Annotated in this window: 17 protein-coding genes; 8 read left to right on the top strand and 9 right to left on the bottom strand. The window is 62.0% G+C overall.

The window, feature by feature from the left end:
* The first annotated feature begins 2 nt into the window (after positions 1-2).
* Both ACIPO9_RS08565 and ACIPO9_RS08560 read left to right on the top strand, forming a co-directional pair.
* Positions 3-596 carry an NADPH-dependent F420 reductase gene (locus ACIPO9_RS08565; RefSeq protein WP_400780060.1) on the top strand — a complete coding sequence of 198 codons (594 nt, stop codon included), beginning with the start codon at positions 3-5 and terminating at the stop codon, positions 594-596.
* A 39-nt stretch (positions 597-635) separates the two neighbouring features.
* Positions 636-1,829, top strand: a complete 1,194-nt coding sequence (locus ACIPO9_RS08560; protein WP_400780058.1) for an MFS transporter — start codon at positions 636-638, stop codon at positions 1,827-1,829.
* A gap of 131 nt (positions 1,830-1,960) precedes the next feature.
* Here ACIPO9_RS08560 and ACIPO9_RS08555 read toward each other — a convergent pair whose 3' ends face one another.
* The 3 genes from ACIPO9_RS08555 to ACIPO9_RS08545 are packed head-to-tail and all read right to left on the bottom strand — an operon-like array spanning position 1,961 to position 4,553.
* Positions 1,961-2,470 carry a flavin reductase family protein gene (locus tag ACIPO9_RS08555; RefSeq protein WP_400608327.1) on the bottom strand — a complete coding sequence of 170 codons (510 nt, stop codon included), beginning with the start codon at positions 2,468-2,470 and terminating at the stop codon, positions 1,961-1,963.
* Between the two features lie 39 nt (positions 2,471-2,509).
* Positions 2,510-3,544, bottom strand: a complete 1,035-nt coding sequence (locus tag ACIPO9_RS08550; RefSeq protein ID WP_274131163.1) for a methionine synthase — start codon at positions 3,542-3,544, stop codon at positions 2,510-2,512.
* A gap of 25 nt (positions 3,545-3,569) precedes the next feature.
* The gene (locus tag ACIPO9_RS08545; RefSeq protein WP_400780056.1) at positions 3,570-4,553 is read right to left on the bottom strand and encodes a DUF1852 domain-containing protein; all 984 of its coding nucleotides are present in this window, start codon (positions 4,551-4,553) and stop codon (positions 3,570-3,572) included.
* 293 nt (positions 4,554-4,846) lie between these two features.
* Here ACIPO9_RS08545 and ACIPO9_RS08540 point away from each other — a divergent pair, with 293 nt between their 5' ends.
* Positions 4,847-5,158 carry a cupin gene (locus tag ACIPO9_RS08540; protein WP_400780054.1) on the top strand — a complete coding sequence of 104 codons (312 nt, stop codon included), beginning with the start codon at positions 4,847-4,849 and terminating at the stop codon, positions 5,156-5,158.
* A gap of 73 nt (positions 5,159-5,231) precedes the next feature.
* On the opposite strand, the gene ACIPO9_RS08535 is transcribed toward ACIPO9_RS08540, so the two are convergent.
* Both ACIPO9_RS08535 and ACIPO9_RS08530 read right to left on the bottom strand, forming a co-directional pair.
* Positions 5,232-5,693: a cupin domain-containing protein gene (locus tag ACIPO9_RS08535; protein WP_400780053.1), complete on the bottom strand. Its 462-nt coding sequence runs from the start codon at positions 5,691-5,693 to the stop codon at positions 5,232-5,234.
* 259 nt (positions 5,694-5,952) lie between these two features.
* Positions 5,953-6,489, bottom strand: a complete 537-nt coding sequence (locus ACIPO9_RS08530; protein ID WP_400780051.1) for a carbonic anhydrase — start codon at positions 6,487-6,489, stop codon at positions 5,953-5,955.
* Positions 6,490-6,855: 366 nt separating this feature from the next.
* Here ACIPO9_RS08530 and ACIPO9_RS08525 point away from each other — a divergent pair, with 366 nt between their 5' ends.
* The 4 genes from ACIPO9_RS08525 (at position 6,856) to ACIPO9_RS08510 (ending at position 13,984) form a co-directional block, all read left to right on the top strand.
* Positions 6,856-7,749 carry a LysR family transcriptional regulator gene (locus tag ACIPO9_RS08525; protein WP_400780049.1) on the top strand — a complete coding sequence of 298 codons (894 nt, stop codon included), beginning with the start codon at positions 6,856-6,858 and terminating at the stop codon, positions 7,747-7,749.
* 312 nt (positions 7,750-8,061) lie between these two features.
* On the top strand, positions 8,062-9,303 hold the full coding sequence (locus ACIPO9_RS08520; RefSeq protein WP_400780047.1) for an efflux RND transporter periplasmic adaptor subunit: 1,242 nt from the start codon (positions 8,062-8,064) through the stop codon (positions 9,301-9,303).
* Positions 9,304-9,309: 6 nt separating this feature from the next.
* Complete coding sequence (locus ACIPO9_RS08515) at positions 9,310-12,495, top strand: efflux RND transporter permease subunit (protein ID WP_400780045.1); 3,186 nt, start codon at positions 9,310-9,312, stop codon at positions 12,493-12,495.
* 1 nt (position 12,496) lies between these two features.
* The gene (locus ACIPO9_RS08510) at positions 12,497-13,984 is read left to right on the top strand and encodes an efflux transporter outer membrane subunit (protein WP_400780043.1); all 1,488 of its coding nucleotides are present in this window, start codon (positions 12,497-12,499) and stop codon (positions 13,982-13,984) included.
* Positions 13,985-14,059: 75 nt separating this feature from the next.
* Here ACIPO9_RS08510 and ACIPO9_RS08505 read toward each other — a convergent pair whose 3' ends face one another.
* Positions 14,060-15,610, bottom strand: coding sequence for an MFS transporter (locus ACIPO9_RS08505; RefSeq protein ID WP_400780041.1), 1,551 nt, complete (start codon positions 15,608-15,610; stop codon positions 14,060-14,062).
* 104 nt (positions 15,611-15,714) lie between these two features.
* On the opposite strand from ACIPO9_RS08505, the gene ACIPO9_RS08500 reads away from it, so the two are divergent.
* The gene (locus tag ACIPO9_RS08500) at positions 15,715-16,611 is read left to right on the top strand and encodes a LysR family transcriptional regulator (RefSeq protein WP_400608343.1); all 897 of its coding nucleotides are present in this window, start codon (positions 15,715-15,717) and stop codon (positions 16,609-16,611) included.
* Positions 16,612-16,702: 91 nt separating this feature from the next.
* Here the strand turns inward: ACIPO9_RS08500 and ACIPO9_RS08495 are convergent, their stop codons facing one another.
* From ACIPO9_RS08495 to ACIPO9_RS08485, 3 genes are read right to left on the bottom strand one after another with little or no spacing between them, the layout of a single operon-like run.
* Positions 16,703-18,193, bottom strand: coding sequence for an efflux transporter outer membrane subunit (locus tag ACIPO9_RS08495; RefSeq protein WP_400780039.1), 1,491 nt, complete (start codon positions 18,191-18,193; stop codon positions 16,703-16,705).
* Positions 18,194-18,203: 10 nt separating this feature from the next.
* Positions 18,204-21,464, bottom strand: a complete 3,261-nt coding sequence (locus ACIPO9_RS08490) for an efflux RND transporter permease subunit (protein ID WP_400780037.1) — start codon at positions 21,462-21,464, stop codon at positions 18,204-18,206.
* A gap of 12 nt (positions 21,465-21,476) precedes the next feature.
* On the bottom strand, positions 21,477-22,658 hold the full coding sequence (locus ACIPO9_RS08485; protein ID WP_400780035.1) for an efflux RND transporter periplasmic adaptor subunit: 1,182 nt from the start codon (positions 22,656-22,658) through the stop codon (positions 21,477-21,479).
* Positions 22,659-22,771 lie beyond the last annotated feature (113 nt).

Here is a 22,771-nt window from a genome sequence, read left to right as displayed (position 1 = left end):
CCATGAATATCAGCATCATCGGTACCGGCGCCATTGGCGCGGCCATTGCCCGGCTGGTTGTGAACGCCGGGCTCAACGTGAGCATCGCCAACAGTCGCGGGCCGGACAGCCTCGCGTCGCTGGTGGCGGAACTCGGTCCGCTCGCCCAAGCGGTCACGCCACTGCAGGCCAGCCAGGCAGACGTCGTTTTCCTGGCGGTCAACTGGTCAAGAATCCCGGGAGCGGTCGAAGGATTGGGCCCATGGAACGGCCGGATCGTAGTGGACACCAACAATCCGATCGAGGCGCCGCTGTTCAAGCCTTTCGATCTCAACGGCAGGACCTCGTCCCAGATAGTGGCAGACATGCTGCCTGGTGCCCTGCTGGTCAAGGCGTTCAACCACTTGGCGCCAGCGTTTCTGGCCAACCCCGGGGCTGAAGGCGGCAAGCGGGTGCTGTTCTACTCGGGCGAACACCCGCAGGCCAAACAGGCCGTCGCTGAACTCATCGCTCGACTGGGCTTTTTCGGCATCGACCTTGGCGGCCTGCAACAGGGCCAACTGGCGCAGTTTCCCGGCGGTCCGCTCCCCGGCTTGAACCTCGTCAAACACAACTGACAAGCAGGCCGCTGAGCCGGCCTCGCGCAGGAGACTATTGTGCAATCCTCGACTTCTTCCAACCCGGCGTCCTCGTGGCTTTCGGTCGCTGCGGTGGGTATCGGTGCTTTCGCACTGGTGACTACCGAGTTCTTGCCAGTCGGCTTGCTGCCACAGATTTCTCGGGGGCTGGCCATCAGCGAAGGGCAGACCGGGCTGATGGTGACACTGCCCGGCCTGCTTGCTGCGCTGACCACACCCTTGACGCTGCTGTGGGCCCGCACCTTCGACCGGCGCCTCGTGCTCTGCGCCCTGCTGGCGTTGCTCGCGATCTCCAATGTGACCGTGGTGATGGCTTCGGACCTGTGGCTGTTGCTGCTGGGGCGCGGGCTGCTCGGCATTGCCGTCGGCGGCTTCTGGACCATCGGCGGAACGCTGGGGCCTCGACTGCGGCCCGAGCAGGCGGCCAAGGCCACTTCGCTGATCTTCTCCGGCGTGTCGATCGGCACCGTTGCAGGTGTGCCCGCGGGCACCTTGCTGGGTGAACTGTTCGGCTGGCGCGTGGTGTTCTCGGCAGCTGCAGCGCTGTCGGTCGTCGTCACCTTGCTGCTGTGGCGAACGCTGCCCCGGTTGCCTGCGCAAGCCGGCGCGGGGCTCACGATGCTGGCTGAAGTGCTGCGCCTGCGCAAAACCCGAGTAGGCCTGGTAGCCGTGTTGCTGATCTTCGTCGGACAGTTCGCGGCATACACCTACCTGTCGCCTTACCTCATCAATGAAGCGGGTATGTCGGCGGTTTCGCTCAGTGCGATCCTGCTGGGTTTTGGTGCCGCAGGTTTCGTCGGCAACCTGGCAGGCGGCTGGGCGGTGAGCCGCAGCCCCGCCTGGACACTGATCGGCACAGCGCTGCTGATGGGGCTACCGATGTTACTGCTGTCAGGGGCCGCCTCGCTCGCGCCCGCCGTTGTACTGCTGGTGATGGTGTGGGGCGTTGGTTTCGGACTGTTGCCCATCGCGATGCAGAGCTGGTTGTTTGCAATGGCGCCAGACAGACTGGAGGCCATGGGCGCCATTTTCGTGTCCAGCGCGCAGGTGTCGATCGGTATCGGCGCACTTGCAGGCGGGCTGGCCGTAGACCATCTGGGCGTGCCAAGCGCCCTCATGCTCGGCGGCACTCTGGCCATCCTGACCGCTGCGTTGATCCTGGTGAGTCAATACGCGGCAGCTATCCAGGTGCAGTGGAACCCCCAGCGCTGAACATCAGGCAGAATCGCTCGCCCAGGGCGATCCTGCCGTTCATCTTCAACGGCGTTCGATACGATGGCGCGCCTGATGAAGCGTCGATCAGCGATACAATTGATTTCTTGCTCAAGCGGAACAGGTAAGCTTCAAACCCCACCCTGCTCCGCAAGATTGCGATACTGCCCTTTGAAATACAGCAGCGGCTGCTCAGCCGCTGCCTCTTTAAGGCTCAAAGCCTTGACCTCACCAATAACAATCAGGTGATCGCCAGCGGGATACTCAGCGTGGATTTCGCAATCAAGCCAGTGCAGGCTGCCGCCAATGATCGGGTTGCCCAAGGGCGACTGATGCCAGTCAACGCCTTGCCACTTGTCCGTGCCTCGGCGTGCGAACTGATTGGAAATATCGACCTGCTCACCGGAGAGGATATTGACCGCAAACCGGCCGGCCTGGCGAATCCTGGGATAACTGGCCGATTGGGACATGACGCTGAATGACACCAGTGGCGGACTCATCGACACGCTGTAGAACGACTGGCAGGTAAAGCCAATCGGCTCGCCGGCGATGTGCGAGGTAACCACGGTGATGCCCGATGCGTAATGCCCGAGCGCTTCGCGAAAGTGCAAGGGCTCGATGGCAGTACCGGTAAGCGACATAACAGATCCTGGATAAAAGTCCGCCACTTCAATAGTGGTTCAGCCTTGGTTTGAAAGTTCTCTGCGCACGATCTCTGCGCCCGCGCTCAATGCTTGCAGCTTGCCGCTGGCAACCCGACGAGGCAGAGGTGCCATGCCGCAGTTGGTGCAAGGGTAGAGCTTGTCGGCGTCAACGAACTGCAGCGCCTTTCTCAGGGTGTTGGCAACTTCCTCGGGGGTTTCAATGGCGTGGTTCGCCACATCGATAGCCCCGACCATCACTTTCTTGCCGCGAATGAGTTCAATCAGATCCATGGGCACGTGAGAGTTGTGGCACTCCAGCGAGACGATGTCGATACTGGACTTTTGTAGTTTGGGGAAAGCTTCTTCGTATTGGCGCCACTCCGAACCCAGGGTTTTCTTCCAGTCTGTGTTGGCCTTGATGCCGTATCCGTAGCAAATGTGCACGGCCGTTTCGCATTTGAGTCCTTCAATGGCCCTTTCCAGCGTCGCAACGCCCCAGTCGTTCACTTCGTCGAAGAACACATTGAATGCAGGCTCATCGAACTGGATGATATCGACACCGGCGGCTTCCAGCTCCCTGGCTTCCTGGTTGAGGATCCTGGCGAATTCCCAGGCCAGCTTTTCACGGCTCTTGTAGTGGGCATCGAACAGGGTATCAATCATCGTCATCGGGCCTGGCAGCGCCCACTTGATTGGCTGGCCGGTCTGTTGACGCAGGAATTTTGCATCTTCGACAAACACCGGCTTGCGACGCGCAACTGCCCCCACCACTGTTGGCACGCTTGCATCGTAGCGGTCGCGAATTCTCACGGTTTCGCGCTTTTCGAAATCCACGCCGTCCAGGTGTTCGATAAACGTCGTGACGAAGTGCTGACGTGTCTGCTCGCCATCACTGACGATATCGATACCCGCCAGTTGCTGTTCCTGCAGTGACAGACGCAGCGCGTCCTGTTTGCCCTCGACCAATGCGTCGCCTTCCAGCTTCCAGGGTGACCAGAGTGTTTCGGGCTGGGCCAGCCAGGAAGGTTTGGGCAAGCTACCGGCGGTCGAGGTGGGCAACAGTTTTTTCATGAACGATAACCTTGTTTTAAATGATTCAAAGGGCGCAGCTGACGGACCACTTCTCAAGCACGGCCTGATAGGGTTTGATGAACTGCTCTTCGGCAAACTTGCCTTGCTCGATCGCCAGCCGGCTGCGTTCTTCCCGGTCATAGACAATGCGGGTCAGGGAGTAATCCTGATGTTTCAAGTTCGGCTGGTAGGATTTCCCCGCAGCCGAGTTGGCGTTGTAGATTTCAGGCCGGTATATCTTCTGGAAGGTGTCCATTGTGCTGATGGTGCCAATCAGCTCCAGACGGGTGTAATCACTCAGCAGATCGCCTGAAAAGTAGAACGCCAAAGGCGCCGCGCTGTTAGGCGGCATGAAGTAGCGCACGGTCAATCCCATCTTCCTGAAATACTCGTCGGTCAACGAATACTCATCCTGCTTGTACTCGAACCCGAGCACCGGATGCTGGTTCTCGGTCCGGTGATAGGTTCTGGAACTGGACACACTCAGGCAGATCACCGGCGGTTTGTCGAAGTGCGCCTTGTAGGCACTCGAATTGACGAAGCACTTGAACAGCTTGCCGTGCAAGTCGCCAAAGTCTTCCGGCGTGCTGAACCCGACGCGGTTCTTGTTGTGTTCCAGCAGGCGCACACTGAAGTCGTAATCGCGCACGTAAGACGAGAAGTTGTTTCCGACAATGCCGTTGATACGCTCATGGGTGTGTTGATCGACAATGGTTGTTTTCAACACCTCGATCAGCGGGATGGCCTGTTCACGGCCTTGGGCATCGAGCGTCATTTCAGCGGAGATAATCTCAAGTTCCACCCGGTAGCGATCGCCCGTAGGGTTGTCCCAGTGCGCCAGGGCATTGAAGCGGTTATCGATCATCTTCAGGGTGTTGCGCAGATTCTCCTGCCGGCTCTCCCCACGGGCCAGGTTGGCGAAGTTGGTGGTGATGCGCGTAGTGTCCGAGGGAAAATAATTCTCGTCGAAACAGATGCTCTTGATAGCGAATGCAAAGTCTGTGTTCATCTTGATCTGACACCCTGTGTTCTTTGCGCCAGACCTGAATGTGCTGCTTGTCTTTTCAGGCGTGGCCGACGTTCTGTTTTTTCACCCGGCAGGCTGCACGCCATCTGTGGTGAAGAGCAGTCCGCATGTTAGGGCGCTGGCTGTATGAACAAAAACGAATTGATTTCAATGGAGCATTAGCCAGATTCATGATGATGTGCGGGGCCGGGAGCCATCCATCAACGCCCCGCCGCGAACGAAAGTTAGTTCTGGTAGATTGCCGGGCTTTAGCGAACCGTTTGAGAACAGCCACAATGAGAGTGATTCGGAGCAAGGAATTCACCGCCACCCGTGCCTGGGGTGCTGACGACATCGCTAACATGGACGGCACCACCGTGCGCCTGCACTGGACCGATCAGCCCTACAAATGGCATGTGAATGACGGTGAGGAAGTGTTCGCCGTTCTGGACGGCACGGTAGAGATGCACTATCGCGAGTCAGGCATCGAGCGCGTCGTGACCTTGCTGACAGGTGATGTGTTTTTCGCAGGGATTGGATGTGAACATGTTGCCCATCCCCGTGGCGAAGCGCGAATTCTGGTTATTGAACGTGAGGGCAGTGTTTGAGTGCCTCGGAAGCACAAAACACAAGTGCCCTCACGTCGTTGATCTCGCGGCAGGGTCCGGGCACCAAGGTGCGCTAGGGTTCCAGTTTCAACAGCGGGACGTCTTTCTTCACGATGTAGGTTGCCAACTCCGAGCCGGTGGTGGTGCCGACGTTAGTTGCAACATGAGGAACCCCGGCCGGGATGTATAACGAGTCACCGGCATGAAGCGTCACGGCGGGTTGACCTTGCAGCTCATATACGAAAGTGCCGCTGATCACATACGCGATCTCTACCCCCGGATGCGAATGCCTGGGGGCCGCGACGCCCGGCTCGAAGTCGACCCGGACTTGAATGGCCTCACGATCCGCGAAGTCCAGGTCCCTCTTCACCAGATCAGTGCGATGAAGGCCGATTTGCCAGCTCTTTGCGGCCGATGAATTAGGTGGGCTTGCCTGCGCACTGGCATCTTGAGCCTGTGATATCCCGGCGAATCCGCAAAGGGCAGTCGCGAGGGCGATGACGAGCCGGGTCTTGCGAGTTAAGTACTGTGACATGGGTCTATTCCAGGAGTGAGCCGTCAGGGTGGCTGTTTCCGCTTGTGCGGTACTCCATTTGAATGACTCATTGTATCTGGCTCATTTCTGGCCGAAGCCTACTTGTATGCAAACGTTGCCCTGACCCTGGGCGATACGTTGTGATACAGAACGGCCTTGATGGGCGATGCGCCCCATGCCCGCTCGGCTGGCCGACTTCAGGTCGAAGATCGAAACCAGCAGGGCGAACGGTGCAGAGCCGATGCCGCAGGGCGAACCCCTACCCTTTCAGGCGTGATGTGGGCACCACGGTTTCAACCTTGCCGGTGGTCACGTCATACACCAGCCCGGTGACCATCACATCTGCAGGCAGGTTCGGATTGGCCTTGAGGGCCGCGACATCGATCTCGACCGATTTGTACGGATCGTCGATGGCCAGCGTTGCCAGCTTGCCCTCCTCCACGCCCATGTATCGAGCAAGGAGATGAGGCGCATGATGCAGGCAACCGGTGATCCCGCATTGGGTGTGGTGCAACACCACCAGATTCCAGCCTTCGCCGACGGGGTTGCCGCCGACTTTCGACACCGTGCCGAGAATCGCCATGGTCTGAAACAGCTCGGGGGTCACGCGGCCGCCCACGTTGCGAATGATGGCGGCCTCACCAGCGTCGAGTTTGAAGATATCCATCGGGTCCACCCGAGGATCAACGCAACCGATAATCATTGTTTTCTGCGAAGGGATGATTTTGAGATCTGCCGAGAAACCGTTCTCTGCGTACTCGGCATTGCGTTCGGTCAGGGTATTGATGAAGTCCATGATTGTCTCCGTCATCAGGTTGAGGCTGGGGAAGTCAAGTCAGTCAGGGAAACCGGCTCGAGATGCACGAACCGGTCGAGCCCGTTTCATTTGCCGTTGAGGCTGCAGGCGGGCGAATTCGCCAGCGGCGAGCACCGCAGCGTCTCGCTTGCGATGGAGCCAATATCGTCGTTTGACGGGGCCGCCGGTAGCCGTCGATTTGGTCTAACATCTATCTCGAATCAGCATTAATGAACCTCCGTTCATGGCATGATCGCCCGCTGTGGGGTGCACCTCGCCCGCACGCTGATCGGGCCTGATCGATCACGGGTCGACGCGGATGCACCGGGCTGTGTGGGCTGACGGAATGGACGGAGCACTGGGAAGATGGCGCTGAAAGACATCGTCGCGTTGCGCATCTACACGCGGGTCGCGCGGCTGGGGAGCTTTTCGGCAGCGGCCCGGGAAAGCGGGCTCGCGCAATCCCAGGTCTCGCGAATGATTGCGGAGCTGGAAGCCAGTCTCGGCGCCCGCCTGCTGTCCCGAACCACCCGCGCCGTAACGCCAACCGAAGCAGGTCTGGAATTCCTCATGCGCGTCGAACCCATCCTGGCGGCGGTCGACGATGCCGAAAACAGCGTGCGGGAAACCGGGGAGCTTCGCGGGTTGCTGCGCATCGGCATGCCTGCAACGATGGGGCTGCGCATCGTCATCCCGAGGCTCTCGACCTTCACCGAACAGCACCCGTCCCTGCATCTGGAACTGCTGCTTGAAGACCAGTGGCAGGACATGGTCAAGGACGCCGTTGACGTCGGCATCCGCGTCGGGCACCTGCCGGACCTTTCCGGGACGGCCCGGCAGATAGGCCTGATGCGGCGCGTGCTGGTGGCGTCCCCGGACTATCTGGCCGAGCACGGCACGCCTGAGTGTCCAGCTGACATCCAGAGTCATCGAGTCGTCGGTGGCCCGGCAGGGTCCCAAGTCACCTCCTGGCAACTGGAGCGCAACGGCGAACAATCCTCAGTAAGCCCCAACGCGCAGCTTTCCATCAACAATACGGCCGGGGCACTGACCGCTGCCGTCGGTGGGCTGGGCATTGTGTCCACCACGTCCTGGGCCTGTGCCGCAGACTTGAAAGCCGGAACGCTGGTCCAGGTTCTGCCTGAATGGAAGATGGCCGAACTGCCCGTTCATGCCTATTTTCCGATGGGGCGAACCACTCGCATGTCTGCCCGAGTGTTTGTCGATTTCCTGGCCCGGATGCTGGCCAGCGAGCCATAGCTTCGGCAATCCTGCCGCATCAGAGCGGACAGCTCTGCACTCACCGAGCCCTCCTCCCACCTGGCATCTCGCACAGTGCGAGCGGGCTGTGTTCGCACAATAGGATTACGATTATCATTTGAATTGATTATGCAAATCAAGAAGCCGCAATTGCCCGGTTGATATGATAACCATAATGTTACACCCGGACGCACTCCACAGGGAGCGTTCATTTCATTGCTTGCCGCCGCTCAGGGCCTGCCGGTGCCGGTTTCGTGAGCGGGCAGAGCCAGCCTTTCGCTAGCCAATCCATCCGACTTCTGAAGAGAACCTATGAAAACTGTTCATCACCCAAATACCCGCATCCGCCCTCTCGTCGGTGCCGTGGCGATGGCAATGGCTGGCCTGCTGGTCCTGAACCTGTCCGGCTGCGACGACGCCGGCGGAAAACCCGCTGATTCAGCGGTTGCTGCTGGCGCCGTGGTGTCCGCCGCGACGGTCGTGCAGAAAGCCGTGGTCGAAACCCAGGAGTTTTCCGGTCGCATGGAGGCCATCGAGCGCGTCGATATTCGTGCCCGGGTCCCGGGTTTCATCACCAGCGTCAACATTACCCCCGGTGCCATCGTCAAGAAGGGCGACGTGCTCTTCGTCATCGATCCGCGCCCTTATCAAGCCGAAGCCGACCGTACCGAAGCCGCCGCGGCTGCCGCACGGGCCAAGGTGGACCTGGCACGTATCGAGCTGGCCCGCTCCCAGAAGCTGATCGGCGAGAAAGCCATCGCGCAGCGTGAGCTGGACGAAAACCTGTCCAACTTCAAGCAGCTGGAAGCCAGCGCCCGTGCTGCCGCAGCCGAGTCTGACAACGCCAGGCTCAACCTGAGCTATACCCGTGTGACCTCCCCCATCGATGGCCGCGTAGGCAAGGCCGATATCACACTGGGCAACCTGGTCGACACCAGCGCCGTGCTGACCAAGGTGGTGTCCGACGACAAGATCTACGCCTCCTTCGACGGTGACGAAGACACCTACCTGCGTGTCGGTGCCGCTCACCACGGCGGCAAGGATGTCAGCGTCAGGGTTGGCCTGGCTAACGAGCAAGGCTTCCCCCACGAGGGCAAGCTCGAATTTGTCGACAACCAGCTCGACCCGCAAACCGGCGGCGTGCGCATGCGCGCCATCTTCAGCAACGCCGACAAGACCCTGGCCCCGGGCCTCTTCGCCCGCGTGCAGTTGCTGGGTGGCACCCATGGCGGCAATGAAACCCAGGCCATCCTGATCAACGAGCGTGCGATCAACACCGATCAGGATCGCAAGTTCGTGTTCGTCGTCGATCCTCAGGGCAAGGCGGAATACCGTCAGGTCACCCTCGGCAACACGGTGGATGGCCTGCGTGTCGTGCGCAGCGGCTTGAAAGCTGGCGAGCAGATCGTGGTCAACGGCCTGGTGCGGGTGATGCCAGGCGCCCCCCTGGCACCGCACATGGTTTCGATGGATTTCAATCCTGATGAACCTGTCGCAGAAACCATCCCCGAAACAGCCTCCAAAACCACACCTGACGCCAAGTCAAAGGGTTGATCGATCATGAATTTCTCGAAATTTTTCATCGACAAGCCCATCTTCGCGGGGGTGCTGTCGATCATCATTTTCGTGGCAGGGCTCATCGCGCTGTTCACGCTTCCTGTCGCCGAGTACCCGGACGTGGTGCCACCCGCCGTGCAGATCCGCGCGCAGTATCCGGGCGCTGACGCCAGGGTCATTGCCGAGACGGTGGCCACGCCGCTGGAACAAGAGGTCAACGGCGTCGACAACATGCTGTACATGTCGTCGCAATCGACGGCCGATGGCAACCTGCTGCTGACCGTGACCTTCAAGATCGGCACCAAGGTTTCGCAAGCCGAGACGGACGTGGAAAACCGCGTGCAACGCGCCTTGCCACACCTGCCCGAAGAGGTGCGCCAGATCGGCGTCACCACCATCAAATCGACGCCCAGCCTGACCATGGTGGTGCACCTGACCTCGCCGGACGGTCGTTACGATGACCAGTACCTGCGCAACTACGCCACGATCAACGTCAAGGACCAGCTCGACCGCATCGCCGGCATCGGTCAGGTGCAGTTGAACGGCTCGGGCGACTACGCCATGCGTATCTGGCTCGACCCGGTGAAGATCGCCGCGCGCAACATGACCACCCTTGACGTCACCGATGCCATCCGTGAGCAGAACGTACAAGTGGCCGGCGGGGCTATCGGTCAGTCGCCGTCCAAAGGCAGTGACTTCCAGCTATCGGTCAAGACCCAGGGCCGGCTGCAAACCCCTGAAGAGTTCGGCAACATCATCGTGCGCACCGGTGCCGATGGCGCCCTGACCCGCCTGCGTGACGTCGCCCGCATCGAGTTGGGTGCCAACGCCTATAACCTGCGTGCCCGCCTGAACAACCAGCCGGCTGTGGCGCTGGTCGTCTTCGAAGCGCCAAACGCCAACGCGCTGCAGATGTCCAGCGACATTCGCGACCGCATGGAACAGTTGAAGGCTGACTTCCCGCCGGGAATGGAATACAGCATCGTCTATGACACCACCCGCTTCGTGCAGGACTCGATCAATGCGGTGATTCACACCCTGCTCGAAGCCATCGCGCTGGTGGTGCTGGTGGTCATCATCTTCCTGCAAACCTGGCGCGCCTCGCTGATCCCGCTGCTCGCCGTGCCGGTCTCCGTGGTCGGCACCTTTGCCGTGATGCTCGCATTCGGCTTCTCGATCAACACCCTGTCGCTGTTCGGTCTGGTGCTGGCCATCGGTATCGTCGTGGACGACGCCATCGTGGTGGTGGAAAACGTCGAACGGAACATCGGCAGCGGTCTGTCGCCCCGTGAAGCCACGCTACAGGCCATGAAGGAAGTGAGCGGTCCGATCATCGCCATCGCCCTGGTGCTCTGTGCCGTATTCGTGCCGATTGCCTTCGTGCCGGGCCTGTCCGGTGAGTTCTACAAACAGTTCGCGCTGACTATCGCCATTTCCACCGTGATCTCGGCATTCAGTTCCCTGACTCTGGCGCCGGCATTGTCCGCTGTGTTGCTCAAGGGCCATGACGCGCCGAAAGATGCCCTGACCCGCATCATGGACACGCTGTTCGGCCGGTTCTTCCGGGCCTTCAACCGCTTCTTCGGGCGCTCGTCCGAGCGTTATGAAATGGGCGTCAAAGGCACCCTCAAACGCAAGTCCGGCGCCATCGCCGTCTACCTGATGCTGGCCGCCTGTGCCGGGTTGATGTTCAAGCTGGTGCCTGCGGGCTTCGTGCCGCTGCAAGACAAAGGCTACCTGATCGGCATCGCGCAACTGCCGACCGCCTCATCGCTGGACCGTACCGATGCCGTCATCCAGCGCATGGGCAAGATCGCGACTGCAACGCCCGGCGTCAGCGACGCTGTGCAGTTTCCGGGCCTGTCGGTCAACGACTTCACGGCCTCGTCCAGCGCGGGTATCCAGTTCAGCAACCTGCAGAGCTTCGCTCAACGCAGCTCCAGAGACCTGAGCGCAGGCGCCATTGCCGGTGAGTTGAACAAACGCATGACGTCGATCGAAGACTCGTTCATCCTCGTCGTGCCACCGGCTCCAGTGGACGGCCTGGGCACCCTCGGCGGCTTCAAGCTGATGGTGGAAGACCGTGGCAACGTCGGCTACGACGCATTGAACAAAGCGACGCAGGAACTCCAGGCCCGTGCGCGCAAAGCGCCTGAACTGGCGGGTGTCTTCACCGGCTACCAGATCAACGTGCCGCAGATCTACGCCGACATCGATCGTGACAAGGCCAAGCAGTTGAACGTGCCGCTCCAAACGATCTACCAGACGCTGCAAGTCAACCTGGGTTCTGTGTACGTCAACGATTTCAACCGCTTCGGGCGTACCTATCAGGTGCGGGTGCAGGCTGACGAGCAGTTCCGCAACCACGTGGAAGACCTGAAAAAGCTCAAGATCCGCAGCACCAACGGCGACATGATTCCCCTCGCCTCGCTGATGCGCGTGTCCAATACCTACGGCCCGGAACGGGTACAACGCTACAACGCTTATGTGTCGGCAGATCTCAACGGCAGCCCGGCGCCTGGCTATTCGTCCGGCCAGGCACAGGCCGCCATCGAACGTCTGGCCAAAGAAGTGCTGCCAAAAGGCATCACCTACGAGTTCACCGACCTTGCATACCAGGACATCCTCGCCGGCAACACCATGTTCTACGTGTTCCCGCTCTGTGTGCTGCTGGTGTTCCTGGTGCTCGCCGCGCAGTACGAAAGCTGGACCTTGCCACTGGCGGTGATCCTGATCGTGCCGATGTCGATCCTGTGTGCTCTGCTGGGCGTGAAGCTGACCGGCGGCGACAACAACGTTTTCACCCAGATCGCGCTGTTCGTACTCGTGGGACTCGCCTCCAAGAACGCGATCCTGATCGTCGAGTTCGCTCGCGAACTGGAGCACCACGGCCGCACGACCGTGCAGGCAGCACTGGAGTCATGCCGCCTGCGTCTGCGTCCGATCCTGATGACCTCGATCGCGTTCATCATGGGTGTGCTGCCGCTGGTGTTCTCCCACGGCCCAGGCTCGGAAATGCGTCATGCGATGGGTGTGGCCGTGTTCGGCGGCATGCTCGGCGTGACCTTCTTTGGACTGTTCCTGACACCTGTTTTCTACGTGTTGATGCGCTCGCTCGCCAAATTCCTGAGCCGCAGCAAAGCCACTAATTCGGCGGTCGTTCCTCACGCTCTTGAAGAGACTCACTAACATGAACGCCAATGTCTTCATCAAACGTACCGGTGCAGTCCTCATTGCCTTGGCGCTGGCCGCCTGTGCTGCACCCGATTTCAAACAACCGGAAATCGATGTGCCACAGGCGTTCAAGGAAGCCCCTGATACGCCCGTCACCGCGCCAGATGGCACCCGCTGGCAGGCCGCCAGGGCAGCCGAGGCACAGCCACGCGGTGAATGGTGGCTGGCCTTCAACGACCCGGCGCTCACTGCCCTGATCAATGAAGCAGCCAGGAGCAACAACAACCTGGCAGAAGCCACAGCGCGTCTGAAACAGGCCCGTGCCATTGCCGGCATCGCCGCAGCGGACCGGATACCACAGATCGGTGTCAACGCTGGCGCGCAAAGAAACCGTGAATCCCCCAACAGCCTGCCTGGTGGCAGTGCTGTAGGGGCCCGCACGACCTATCAGGCCAGCCTGACCGCCAGCTACGAAGTTGACCTGTTCGGCCGAGTGTCGTCCAACGTCAACGCCGCCAACTCGGACGCGGCTGCCAGCGAAGCCAGTTACCGCTCGGTGCTGCTGTCGCTGCAAGCGGACGTCGCGCAAACCTATTTCCGCTTGCGCGAAACCGATGCCGAACTGGCAACCCTGAATGAAACCGTGCGCTTGCGCGAACAAACCGTGCAGGTCACCCAGAGCCGGTTCGATCTGGGAGATGTAGGCGAGTTCGACCTGTCGCGGGCCAGGACAGAGCTGTCGACGGCGCGCGCGGAAGCGGTCGCCCTGCAACAGCAGAGAACCACCCTTGAGCATGCGCTCGCGGTGCTTCTGGGCAAGCCGGCATCGAATTTCTCGGCCAGCAGCCAACCTCTCGATGACATCGCCTCGCTGCCGCAGATCCCTTCGGGCATGCCGTCGAGCCTGCTGCAGCGCCGCCCGGACATCGTCATCGCGCAGCGTGAGATGGAAGCGGCGAACTCGCGTATCGGCGTTGCCCGTGCCGCGATGTTTCCGGCACTCAACCTCAACGGCGGGATGGGTGGCGTCGGCACCTCGGTGGCGGACATCTTCAACTGGAGCAGTCGCTCCTGGGTCCTGGGTGCGCTGATGTCGATGCCTATCATCGATGGCGGCCGTAACAAGAACAACGTCAAGCGCAGTGAGGCCGCGCTGGAGGAGTCGGTCGCGACGTACCGTCAACAGGTACTGGTGGCGTTTGCCGAAGTCGAAGACAACCTGGCGGGCCTGCGCATTCTGGCCAGTCAGGCGCAGCAGACCGACGAGGCCGTCGTCTCGGCACGCCGTTCGGCACAACTGGCCCAGATGCTGTATGAAGCCGGTCGCACGGGCTACCTGGACCTACTGGAGGCACAGCGCAACCTCACCACGGTTGAGCGCGGCGCCGTGCAACTGCGCGGCAGTCGGGCCGTCACCACCGTTGCGCTGGTCCGCGCATTGGGGGGTGGATGGGATGGGCAGTCCGAAGTGACGTCTTCGCCGGCGCCTGTGGCCAGCCGCTGAAAGCGCGGGTGTGGGCATCACCGAAGCGGCCGAGCCTTGCCTGCGCAAGACCGGCCGTTTTTCAGACATCCAGCGTCACACGGCTGGCTTCTGGACAGCGTCCTCCACGGCCACCTGATCCTTGCTGAGCAACCCCAGAACCACCGCCGCTGAAAACAGCGTAATGACCGTCAGGATGTGCAGCAGGTACTGGAAGGCCTGGGCATAACCGGCGATCAGCGCTTCATTGGCCAACCCCGGGATGCGGTCGATCGCATGGGCCATGTCGCCGGTGGTGACCCGCTGGGCGGTTTCGGCGATGGCGACAGTGTCCAGGCTTCCCGGCACGCCCTGCAGAATGTCGCTGAGGTGAGTGTGCAGCAACGAGGCCAGGATGGCCGCCACACTGGCCAGTGCAATGCCCTCCCCGGCGACCCGTACGGTGTTGAAAATACCGGCGGCCATGCCGGCACGCTCCTTGGGCACCACGCTGACCGACAGCCCGTCCATCAATCCCCAGGGCAGCCCGGCACCGATGCCGATCAACAACATGGGGCCCACCAGACCGAACCTTGGCTCACCGACGTTATACAAACTCAGCCAGTGCAGGCCCACCGCCGCAATCAGAAATCCCGCGCCGGACAGAATGCCGGGGGACACAAAGCGCGCCAGCGATGCCGCCATCATCGGCACCACCAGCATCGGGGCGGACAGCGCCAGCAACAGCAGACCAGCGTCGATTTCGCTCAGTCCTTCGACACCGATGAAACGCAGCGGCAGCATCACCACCAGGACGATGTAGCAGTAGCAGGTGCCGATCGGCAGCATCTGCACACCAATGAAACGCGGGTAACGGAACAGGGTCAGGTCGAGCATCGGGCGCTTGACGCGCATTTCGATCATCACGAACAGCGCCAGCAGAACCGCCGAACCGATCAGCAGTCCGGACACCAGTGGGCTGCCCCAGCCGCTCTCCGGTGCCTGGATCACGCCAAAGGTGAACAGCGCCAGCACACCGGTAAAGGTGACAGTGCCGGGCCAGTCCAGGCCCTGGGCGTTCGGATCACGGGTTTCACGCATGCGCGGCAGGCCGAAGACCATGGAGATCACGCCGATGACGGCGGTGAACACGAAGATCGCGCGCCAGCTGAATGCTTCGATCAGGCCGCCCGCCAGCAGCGGGCCAAATGCCAGACCAATGCCGAACGTGGTGCCCAGCATGCTGTAGGCCCGTGTGCGCGCATGCCCCTCGAATTCCTGGGCGATGGCCGCCGAACCGCTGGCCAGCGCCGCAGCACCGGCTACGCCCTGCACCGCCCGCAGGATATCCAGCCAGAACACCGTCGGTGCCAGGCTCTGGGCAATCGAGGCGGCGGTAAACAGCATCATGCCAAGGGTGAACAGCTTCTTGCGGCCATAGACATCGGCCAGTGCGCCTGCAGCCATCAGCAGGCTGCCGAACGACAGCATGAACGCGTTGGTGATCCAGGTGAGCGCCACCGGGCTGCCCCCCAGTTCACGGCCAATCGCGGGGGTTGCGACAGCCCCCCCGGTGAAACTCAGCGGCAGGACAAGCGCTGACAGGCAGATGGCCGCGAGAATCAGCAACCTGTCTCGGGCAGTTGCCTGCTGGGCAATATTTGTCATGAGGGATATACCTGTTGTGCGAAAAGATGTGTCATTGTTGCTGGCGCAGATTCATCTATAAACGCGCCATCGAGAGACACTTAGTCGCTTCAAGAGAGACAATTATGGAACGTGCCGACACGTCATTTCCCGACATCGCCGCCTTCGTCGCCGTCGCCCAGACTGGCAGCTTCACGCGCGCGGCGGAGAACCTGGCCACCAGCAAATCCAACGTGGGCAAGGCCGTACAGCGCCTGGAGAGCCGGCTCGGCACGCGGATGTTTCAGCGCACTACACGGGCAGTGCGCCTGACCGAGGACGGCGAAACCTACCTGATCGCCGCCCAGGCTGCGCTCGACGGGCTGCGTGATGCGGCCCAGGCGTTGGCGGCACGCAAGGAAGAGCCCACGGGCCGAGTGCGCCTGGATATCCCGTCGGGTTTCCGCCAGTTGTTTCTGCCGAGCATTTCCGACCTGCGTACCCGCTACCCGAAGGTCACTCTGGAGATGTCCATGACCGACCGCATGTCCGATGCGGTGGGTGAAGGCTGGGACATCGTGGTGCGTGCCGGGGAGTTGCCGCTGGACAGCGACATGACCGTGCGCAAGCTGTGCGACATCACCCTGAGCCTGTATGCGGCGCCGGAATACCTGGCGCGTCATGCCCCGGTCGAATCGGCCGCGGACCTGGTCAACCACGAAGCGGTGATCTTTCGCGGCTTTACCGGGCGTCTGCGGCCATGGTCGCTGGTGGAAAATGGCCACGCCCGCGAATTCTCGCCGACGCCAGCGCTGATCGTGTCCGATGGTCAGGGGGTGATCGATGCGACCGTGCTCGGCCTGGGCATCGCGCAACTCTACGACAAGGTTGCCCAGCCATACGTCGAGTGCGGCAGGCTGGTGCGGGTGCTGCCTGCCGTGGATGCTCCCGGGCCGCCGGTGCATGCCTTGATCCCGCTGGGTCAGCGCATGCCGGCCAAGACCCGGGCGGTGTTGAATTATCTGGCGGACCGGCTGCGCTGAAAAAACCATGACTGGCGCGGCACGGCTTGTCAGCGGCGGCTTTGATATGGCCATCGCCGGCAAGCCGGACTGCTACAGCGCGGCGGTGCGCTTACAGGGTTTTGTGGTCCCAGCCACCGCCGAGGGCGCGAATCAGATTCACCGTCGAGGCCATCTGCAAGCCCTGCAGCTGCACGGCTGCGCGGCGGGCCTGGAGTACGCTGCGTTCAGCGTCGATCACGTCCAGGTAGGTCACCGCACCTTCGTTGTACTGCGAACGCGACAACTGCGCGGCACGGGCCGTGGCATCGACGGCCACGGCCTGGGTGCGGGTCTGTTCCTCGAAAATGCGCAGGTCGGACAACCCGTCCTCGACTTCCTGGAACGCCACCAGCACTTGCTGACGGTAGGTCGCGACATTTTCTTCGTATACGGCGCGAGCGTTGGCCAGGTCGCCCTTGCGTTTACCGCCGTCGAAGATCGGCAGGTTCAGCGCGGTGCCCGTCAATGGCCCGAGCAGGAAGGTCCTGCTGCTCCATTTGAACAGGCTGCCCAGGGAATCGGACTCGAACCCTGCAGCACCGGTCAGCGTCAGCGACGGGAAGAACGCCGCCTTGGCCACGCCGATCCGGGCGTTGGCAGCGGCCATCGCGCGTTCGGCGGCGGCGATGTCCGGGCGACGCTCCAGCAGCGATGACGGCAAGCCTGCCGGGATGCGCAAGTTGACCGCAACCAACGGATTCGGCGCGATGGAAAACTGCGCCGGTGCCTTGCCCAGCAGCACCGCCAGGCTGTGCTCGGAGGTTGCCCGCAGGCGCTCGACCGTCATGCTGTCGGAGCGCGCCGTGGCCAGTTCGGCCTGGGCCCGGGCCAAATCCAGTTGGCTGATCTCGCCCAGGTCATAGCGCTGCTGCACCAGTTTGAGCGCCTGTTCGCGCAGCGCCACCGCATCGGCAAACACCTGGGCCTCAGCGTCGTACTCACGCAGCGCAAAGTAGTGTTGCGCGACGTCGGCCTGCAGCGCCAGCTGCACCGAACGCAGCAACGCTTCGCTCTGTCGCAGGTCGTCCCTGGCCGCTTCCACCGTATTGGCAACCCGCCCGAACATGTCGACCTCGTAGGAGACTCCGGCCTGGGCACGCCACAGCGTTTGCGCGGGCACGTTGGCGTTGTTCGACAGCCCCTGGGATGCGCCGGAAACTTTCTGCCGGGTCGGGCCGATCCCCGCGTCCAGCGTCGGGAACAGACCGGCCCGCGCCGCCACATTCAGCGCCCTGGCCTCTTTCAGGCGGGCGGCGGCAGCGGCGAGGTTCTGGTTGGCACTGGCGGCCTGGGCCTCCAGATCGTTGAGGGTCGAGTCCTTGAACACCGTCCACCAGTCGCCCCGGGCCATCTCTTCGGACGGCTCGGCGGTCTTCCACGAACCGGCTTCGGCCGCCGACAAGGCCATGGGCGGCTCCTGGAGCTTTTCCTCCTTGTAGGCGGGCGGCATCGAAACGTTCGGCTTCAGGTAAGTGGGAGCCAGTGAACAGCCCGCAGTGGCCAACACCGCAGTCAGCCATACCGAGCCGAAGAACATCCGGCTCAGAGCAAAGGTTTTCATGTGATTCTCCTTACTTCTCGAGCGCGGCTTGCGGCGCGCGAGTGGTGGAATGGGTGCTGTGGCCAGCGACGAAAGCGGCGTAGTCAGCTGTGTCATGGCTCTCAAGATCCGCGGCCAGGTGCGGGTGCCGGCCGTGCCTGTCGATCAGATGCTCCACGCCCGACAGTTTGCGCAGGAGCACGTAGAACACCGGCGTGAGCAGCAGGCCGAACAGGGTTACGCCGAGCATGCCGAAGAACACCGCAACGCCCATGGCATGGCGCATCTCTGACCCTGCCCCGCTGGAAAACACCAGCGGCACCACGCCCATGATGAAGGCGATGGAGGTCATCAGAATCGGCCGCAGGCGCAGGCGGCTGGCCTCGATGGCGGCCTGCACGATGGTCCGCCCCTGCATTTCCAGTTCACGGGCGAACTCCACGATCAGGATCGCGTTCTTGGCCGACAGTCCCACCAGCACCATCAAACCAATTTGGGTGAAGATGTTGTTGTCGCCGTTGGTCAGCCACACGCCCACCAGCGCCGACAGGATGCTCATCGGCACGATCAGGATGATCGCCAGGGGCAGCGTCAGGCTTTCATACAGGGCGGCGAGCACCAGGAACACCAGCAGCACGCTGATCGGGAACACCCACAGCGCCGAGTTGCCCGCCAGCACTTGCTGATAGGTCAGGTCGGTCCATTCGTACTTGATGCCACGGGGAAACACCTCTTTGGCAATGCGATCAACCGCCGCCTGGGCCTGCCCGGACGAATAGCCGGGTGCCGGCCCGCCGTTGATGTCGGCAGCGGTGTAGCCGTTGTAGCGCACGACCATCTCGGGTCCGTAGGTGGTGCTGACCCTGACCAGCGACGACAGCGGCACCATCTCGCCCTTGTCGTTGCGGGTCTTCAACAGGCCGATGCTGTCGGCGGTGGCGCGGAATGGCGCGTCGGCCTGGGCCCGCACCTGATACACCCGGCCAAAGGCGTTGAAATCGTTGACGTACATCGAGCCCAGGTAAATCTGCAGGGTGTCGAACACGTCGGTCACCGACACGCCCAGTTGCTTGGCCTTGACCCGATCCAGCTCGACATTGAGTTGCGGCATGTTGATCTGGAAGGTCGAGAACGACGGCCCCAGTTCCGGTGCCTTGGCCGCAGCGGCGAGGAAGTCCTGGGTGACCTTGTTGAGCGCCTCATAGCCCAGCGCACCACGGTCCTCGATCATCAGTTTGAACCCGCCCACCGTGCCCAGGCCGGCCACCGGCGGTGGCGGGAAGACGGCAATGGCCGCGTTCTTGATACCGGCGTACTGAGCATTCAACTTCCCGACGATGGCCGCTGCCGACTCTTCCTTCGAGCGGAACTTGGACGGCTCAAGCACCGGGAACACCAGCGCGCTGCTCGGGGAGTTGGCCAGGCTGACCGACAGCCCCGGAAACTGTGGCAAGTCCCTGACGCCGGGGATGGCCATGGCGATGTCGCCCATTTCATGCACCACTTTGTCGGTGCGATCCAGGGTCGCGCCGCTGGGCAACTGCGCGATGGCAACCACGTAGTCCTTGTCCTGCGCCGGCACGAAACCTCCCGGCACGATCTTGCCCATCCACACCGCTCCACCCAGCAGGATGGCGTAGATCACCAGCATCACCAGCTTGCGGTTGACCACACCGCGCACGCCGCTGCCATAGTGCTCAGAGCCGCGATGGAACACGCGGTTGAACGCCCTGAAGAACCGGCCGAACAGCGCGTCCATCACGCGCGTCAGGCGGTCCTTGGGCGCATCGTGGCCCTTGAGCAGGATCGCCGACAGCGCAGGCGACAGGGTCAGGGAGTTGAACGCCGAGATGACTGTGGAAATGGCGATGGTCATCGCGAACTGCTGGTAGAACTGTCCGGTCAGGCCAGACATGAACGCCAGCGGCACGAACACGGCCACCAGGGTCAGCGCAATGGCGATGATCGGCCCACTGACTTCCTGCATCGCCTTGTAGGTCGCGTCACGCGGTGACAGACCGTCGGCAATGTTGCGCTCGACGTTCTCCACCACCACGATGGCATCGTCCACCACGATACCGATGGCCAGCACCATGCCGAACAGCGACAGCGCGTTGATGGTGTAGCCAAAGCCCAGCAGCAGCGCGAAGGTGCCGACGATCGACACCGGCACCGCCAGCAACGGAATCAGCGAGGCGCGCCAGGTCTGCAGGAACACGATCACCACCAGCACCACCAGGGCGATGGCTTCGAGCAGGGTCTGGATCACCGCATGGATGCTGTCGCGCACGAACTGCGTCGGATCGTACTTGATGCCGTAATCGACACCTTCGGGCATGTCCTGCTTGATCTCTTCCATGACCCTGCGCACGTCATCGGAAATCTGCAGCGAGTTGGCGTTGGGCTGCTGGAAGATGATCATCTGCACGGCCGGCTTGTTGTTGAGCATCGCCCGCAGGGTGTACTCGGAAGCGGCCATTTCCACTCGCGCGACGTCCGCCAGGCGGGTCACCGCCCCGCCGCTGGTCTTGAGGATGATGTCGCGAAATTCCTGCTCGGTTTTCAGACGCCCCTGGGCGTTGACGCTCAGTTGCAAGGGCACGTCAGTCAGCATCGGCGCGCCGCCGACGATACCCGCCGCGACCTGCACGTTCTGTTCGCGAATGGCTTTCACCACGTCGGTGGCCGTCAGGTTCAGGCGAGCGACTTTCTGCGGATCGAGCCAGATGCGCATCGAGTAATCGCCAGCGCCCCACATCACCACTTCACCGACACCAGGGATACGTGCCAGCCGGTCCTTGACGTTGATCAGCGCGTAGTTGCGCAGGTAAGTCAGGTCGTAACGCTGATCGGGCGACAGGATACTCACGCCCATGGTCAGGGTTGGCGACGACTTGACCGTGGTCACGCCCAGGCGCTGCACGTCTTCGGGCAAGCGTGGCAATGCCTGCGCCACGCGGTTCTGCACGAACTGCTGGGCCTTGTCCGGGTCGGTGCCGAGCTTGAAGGTCACCGTGGTGGTCAGCTTGCCGTCGCTGTTGGCCAGCGATTGCATGTAGAGCATGTCTTCAACACCGTTGATCTGCTCCTCAATGGGCGATGCCACGGTTTCGGCGATGACTTTGGGGTTGGCTCCCGGGTATTCGGCGCGCACCACCACCGAAGGCGGCACCACTTCAGGGTACTCGGCTGTCGGCAGTTTGGTCAGAGCGATCAGGCCGGCAAGCAGGACCAGCACCGAGAGCACGCCGGCGAAGATCGGCCGGTCGATAAAGAATTTCGAAATGTTCATGATGAGTTCTCGTTAGGCCGCAGGCTTGGCAGCACGGCCGACGGCGGCCATGTCCACGCTGTTGACGCGAACCGTGTCGTTGGGACGGGCGCGCTGGATGCCGTTGACGACCACGCGGTCACCGGCCTTGAGCCCCGAGGTCACCACGCGCAACCCCTCATGCAGGTTGCCCAGGGTCACTTCGCGGTACTCGACCCGGTCCTGGGCGCCGACCACCAGCACGAATTTCTTCGCCTGATCGGTGCCGATGGCCGAGTCGTCCACCAGCACGGCATCGAAGGGCTTGCCGCCGCCGACCTTGATCCGCGCGTACAAGCCCGGCAGCAGCGCGCCACTGGCGTTGTCGAAGCGGGCACGGACCCGGATAGTGCCGGACTGGGTATCGAGCTGGTTGTCGATGGAATCGACAGCGCCCTTGCGCGAGTAGCCCTCCTCGTCGGCAAGCCCGAGAGACACAGGCGCCGCACTGCCGGACGCCTGATTCAGGTAGCGCAAGTAAGTCTGTTCATCGACATCGAACGAGGCGTAGATCGGCGACACCGACACCAGGGTGGTGAGCAACGGCGAGGTGCCAACCGCCACGATGTTGCCCACCGTCAGTTCGGCACGGGAAACCCGGCCGGCCACCGGTGCTGTGATGCGGGTGTACGAGAGATTGACCCGGGCAGCGTCCAGCGCAGCCCTGGCCACCTTGACGTTGGCCACGGCCTCGCGGGATGCATTCTGTTTCTCATCGAAATCTCGCCGGGCGATGGCGTTCTGTTCAACCAGACGCTGGGCACGTGCGGCATCGGTCGCGGTCCAGGCGGCGCGGGATTCGGCGGCGGCAAGTTGCCCGCTCGCCCGATCCACTTCGGCCAGGTAAGGACGCTCGTCCAGCGTGAACAGCAGGTCGCCCTTCTTCACCAGGGCACCATCCTTGAAGTGCACCGCGACGATCGTGCCGGAAACCAGGGGACGGATGTCGACCTTGTCCACCGCTTCGAGCCGACCGGAATAGCCCTGCCACTCACTGATCGTCTTGAAGACCACGGTGGCCACATCCACTTCGGTCTTTGCAGGCATGACGTCCGAGGCCGCATGGGCCGAACTGACAGGCTCAAGGTGATCGCCATACTTCACGACGATACCGGCGGTGCCGGCCACCAAGAGCGCACTTAACACGACGGATAGCCGTTTGGGATTGGCGTTCATTGACTCTCTCCTGCTCATGAATATCACTGAAAAAACACAAACTGCGGGCGCAACAGTGCCGCTCGGCCATTACTGAAAATGTCGATCAGCGCATCGTTGTAAGAACGCGGAAG

The organism is Pseudomonas sp. NPDC090203 (assembly GCF_044746765.1).
GTDB classification, from domain to species: Bacteria; Pseudomonadota; Gammaproteobacteria; order Pseudomonadales; family Pseudomonadaceae; genus Aquipseudomonas; species Aquipseudomonas putida_AD.
This window is presented reverse-complemented; position numbering and strand designations above follow the sequence as displayed.

What these genes read in the sequence shown, in the direction of transcription:
- ACIPO9_RS08550 (WP_274131163.1), bottom strand. Translation starts at nt 3,544, where the DNA reads ATGAAAAAACTGTTGCCCACCTCGACCGCCGGTAGCTTGCCCAAACCT.
- ACIPO9_RS08490 (WP_400780037.1), bottom strand. Translation starts at nt 21,464, where the DNA reads ATGAACATTTCGAAATTCTTTATCGACCGGCCGATCTTCGCCGGCGTG.
- ACIPO9_RS08530 (WP_400780051.1), bottom strand. Translation starts at nt 6,489, where the DNA reads ATGGACTTCATCAATACCCTGACCGAACGCAATGCCGAGTACGCAGAG.
- ACIPO9_RS08495 (WP_400780039.1), bottom strand. Translation starts at nt 18,193, where the DNA reads ATGAAAACCTTTGCTCTGAGCCGGATGTTCTTCGGCTCGGTATGGCTG.
- ACIPO9_RS08500 (WP_400608343.1), top strand. Translation starts at nt 15,715, where the DNA reads ATGGAACGTGCCGACACGTCATTTCCCGACATCGCCGCCTTCGTCGCC.
- ACIPO9_RS08485 (WP_400780035.1), bottom strand. Translation starts at nt 22,658, where the DNA reads ATGAACGCCAATCCCAAACGGCTATCCGTCGTGTTAAGTGCGCTCTTG.
- ACIPO9_RS08505 (WP_400780041.1), bottom strand. Translation starts at nt 15,610, where the DNA reads ATGACAAATATTGCCCAGCAGGCAACTGCCCGAGACAGGTTGCTGATT.
- ACIPO9_RS08540 (WP_400780054.1), top strand. Translation starts at nt 4,847, where the DNA reads ATGAGAGTGATTCGGAGCAAGGAATTCACCGCCACCCGTGCCTGGGGT.
- ACIPO9_RS08535 (WP_400780053.1), bottom strand. Translation starts at nt 5,693, where the DNA reads ATGTCACAGTACTTAACTCGCAAGACCCGGCTCGTCATCGCCCTCGCG.
- ACIPO9_RS08565 (WP_400780060.1), top strand. Translation starts at nt 3, where the DNA reads ATGAATATCAGCATCATCGGTACCGGCGCCATTGGCGCGGCCATTGCC.
- ACIPO9_RS08520 (WP_400780047.1), top strand. Translation starts at nt 8,062, where the DNA reads ATGAAAACTGTTCATCACCCAAATACCCGCATCCGCCCTCTCGTCGGT.
- ACIPO9_RS08555 (WP_400608327.1), bottom strand. Translation starts at nt 2,470, where the DNA reads ATGTCGCTTACCGGTACTGCCATCGAGCCCTTGCACTTTCGCGAAGCG.
- ACIPO9_RS08510 (WP_400780043.1), top strand. Translation starts at nt 12,497, where the DNA reads ATGAACGCCAATGTCTTCATCAAACGTACCGGTGCAGTCCTCATTGCC.
- ACIPO9_RS08525 (WP_400780049.1), top strand. Translation starts at nt 6,856, where the DNA reads ATGGCGCTGAAAGACATCGTCGCGTTGCGCATCTACACGCGGGTCGCG.
- ACIPO9_RS08545 (WP_400780056.1), bottom strand. Translation starts at nt 4,553, where the DNA reads ATGAACACAGACTTTGCATTCGCTATCAAGAGCATCTGTTTCGACGAG.
- ACIPO9_RS08515 (WP_400780045.1), top strand. Translation starts at nt 9,310, where the DNA reads ATGAATTTCTCGAAATTTTTCATCGACAAGCCCATCTTCGCGGGGGTG.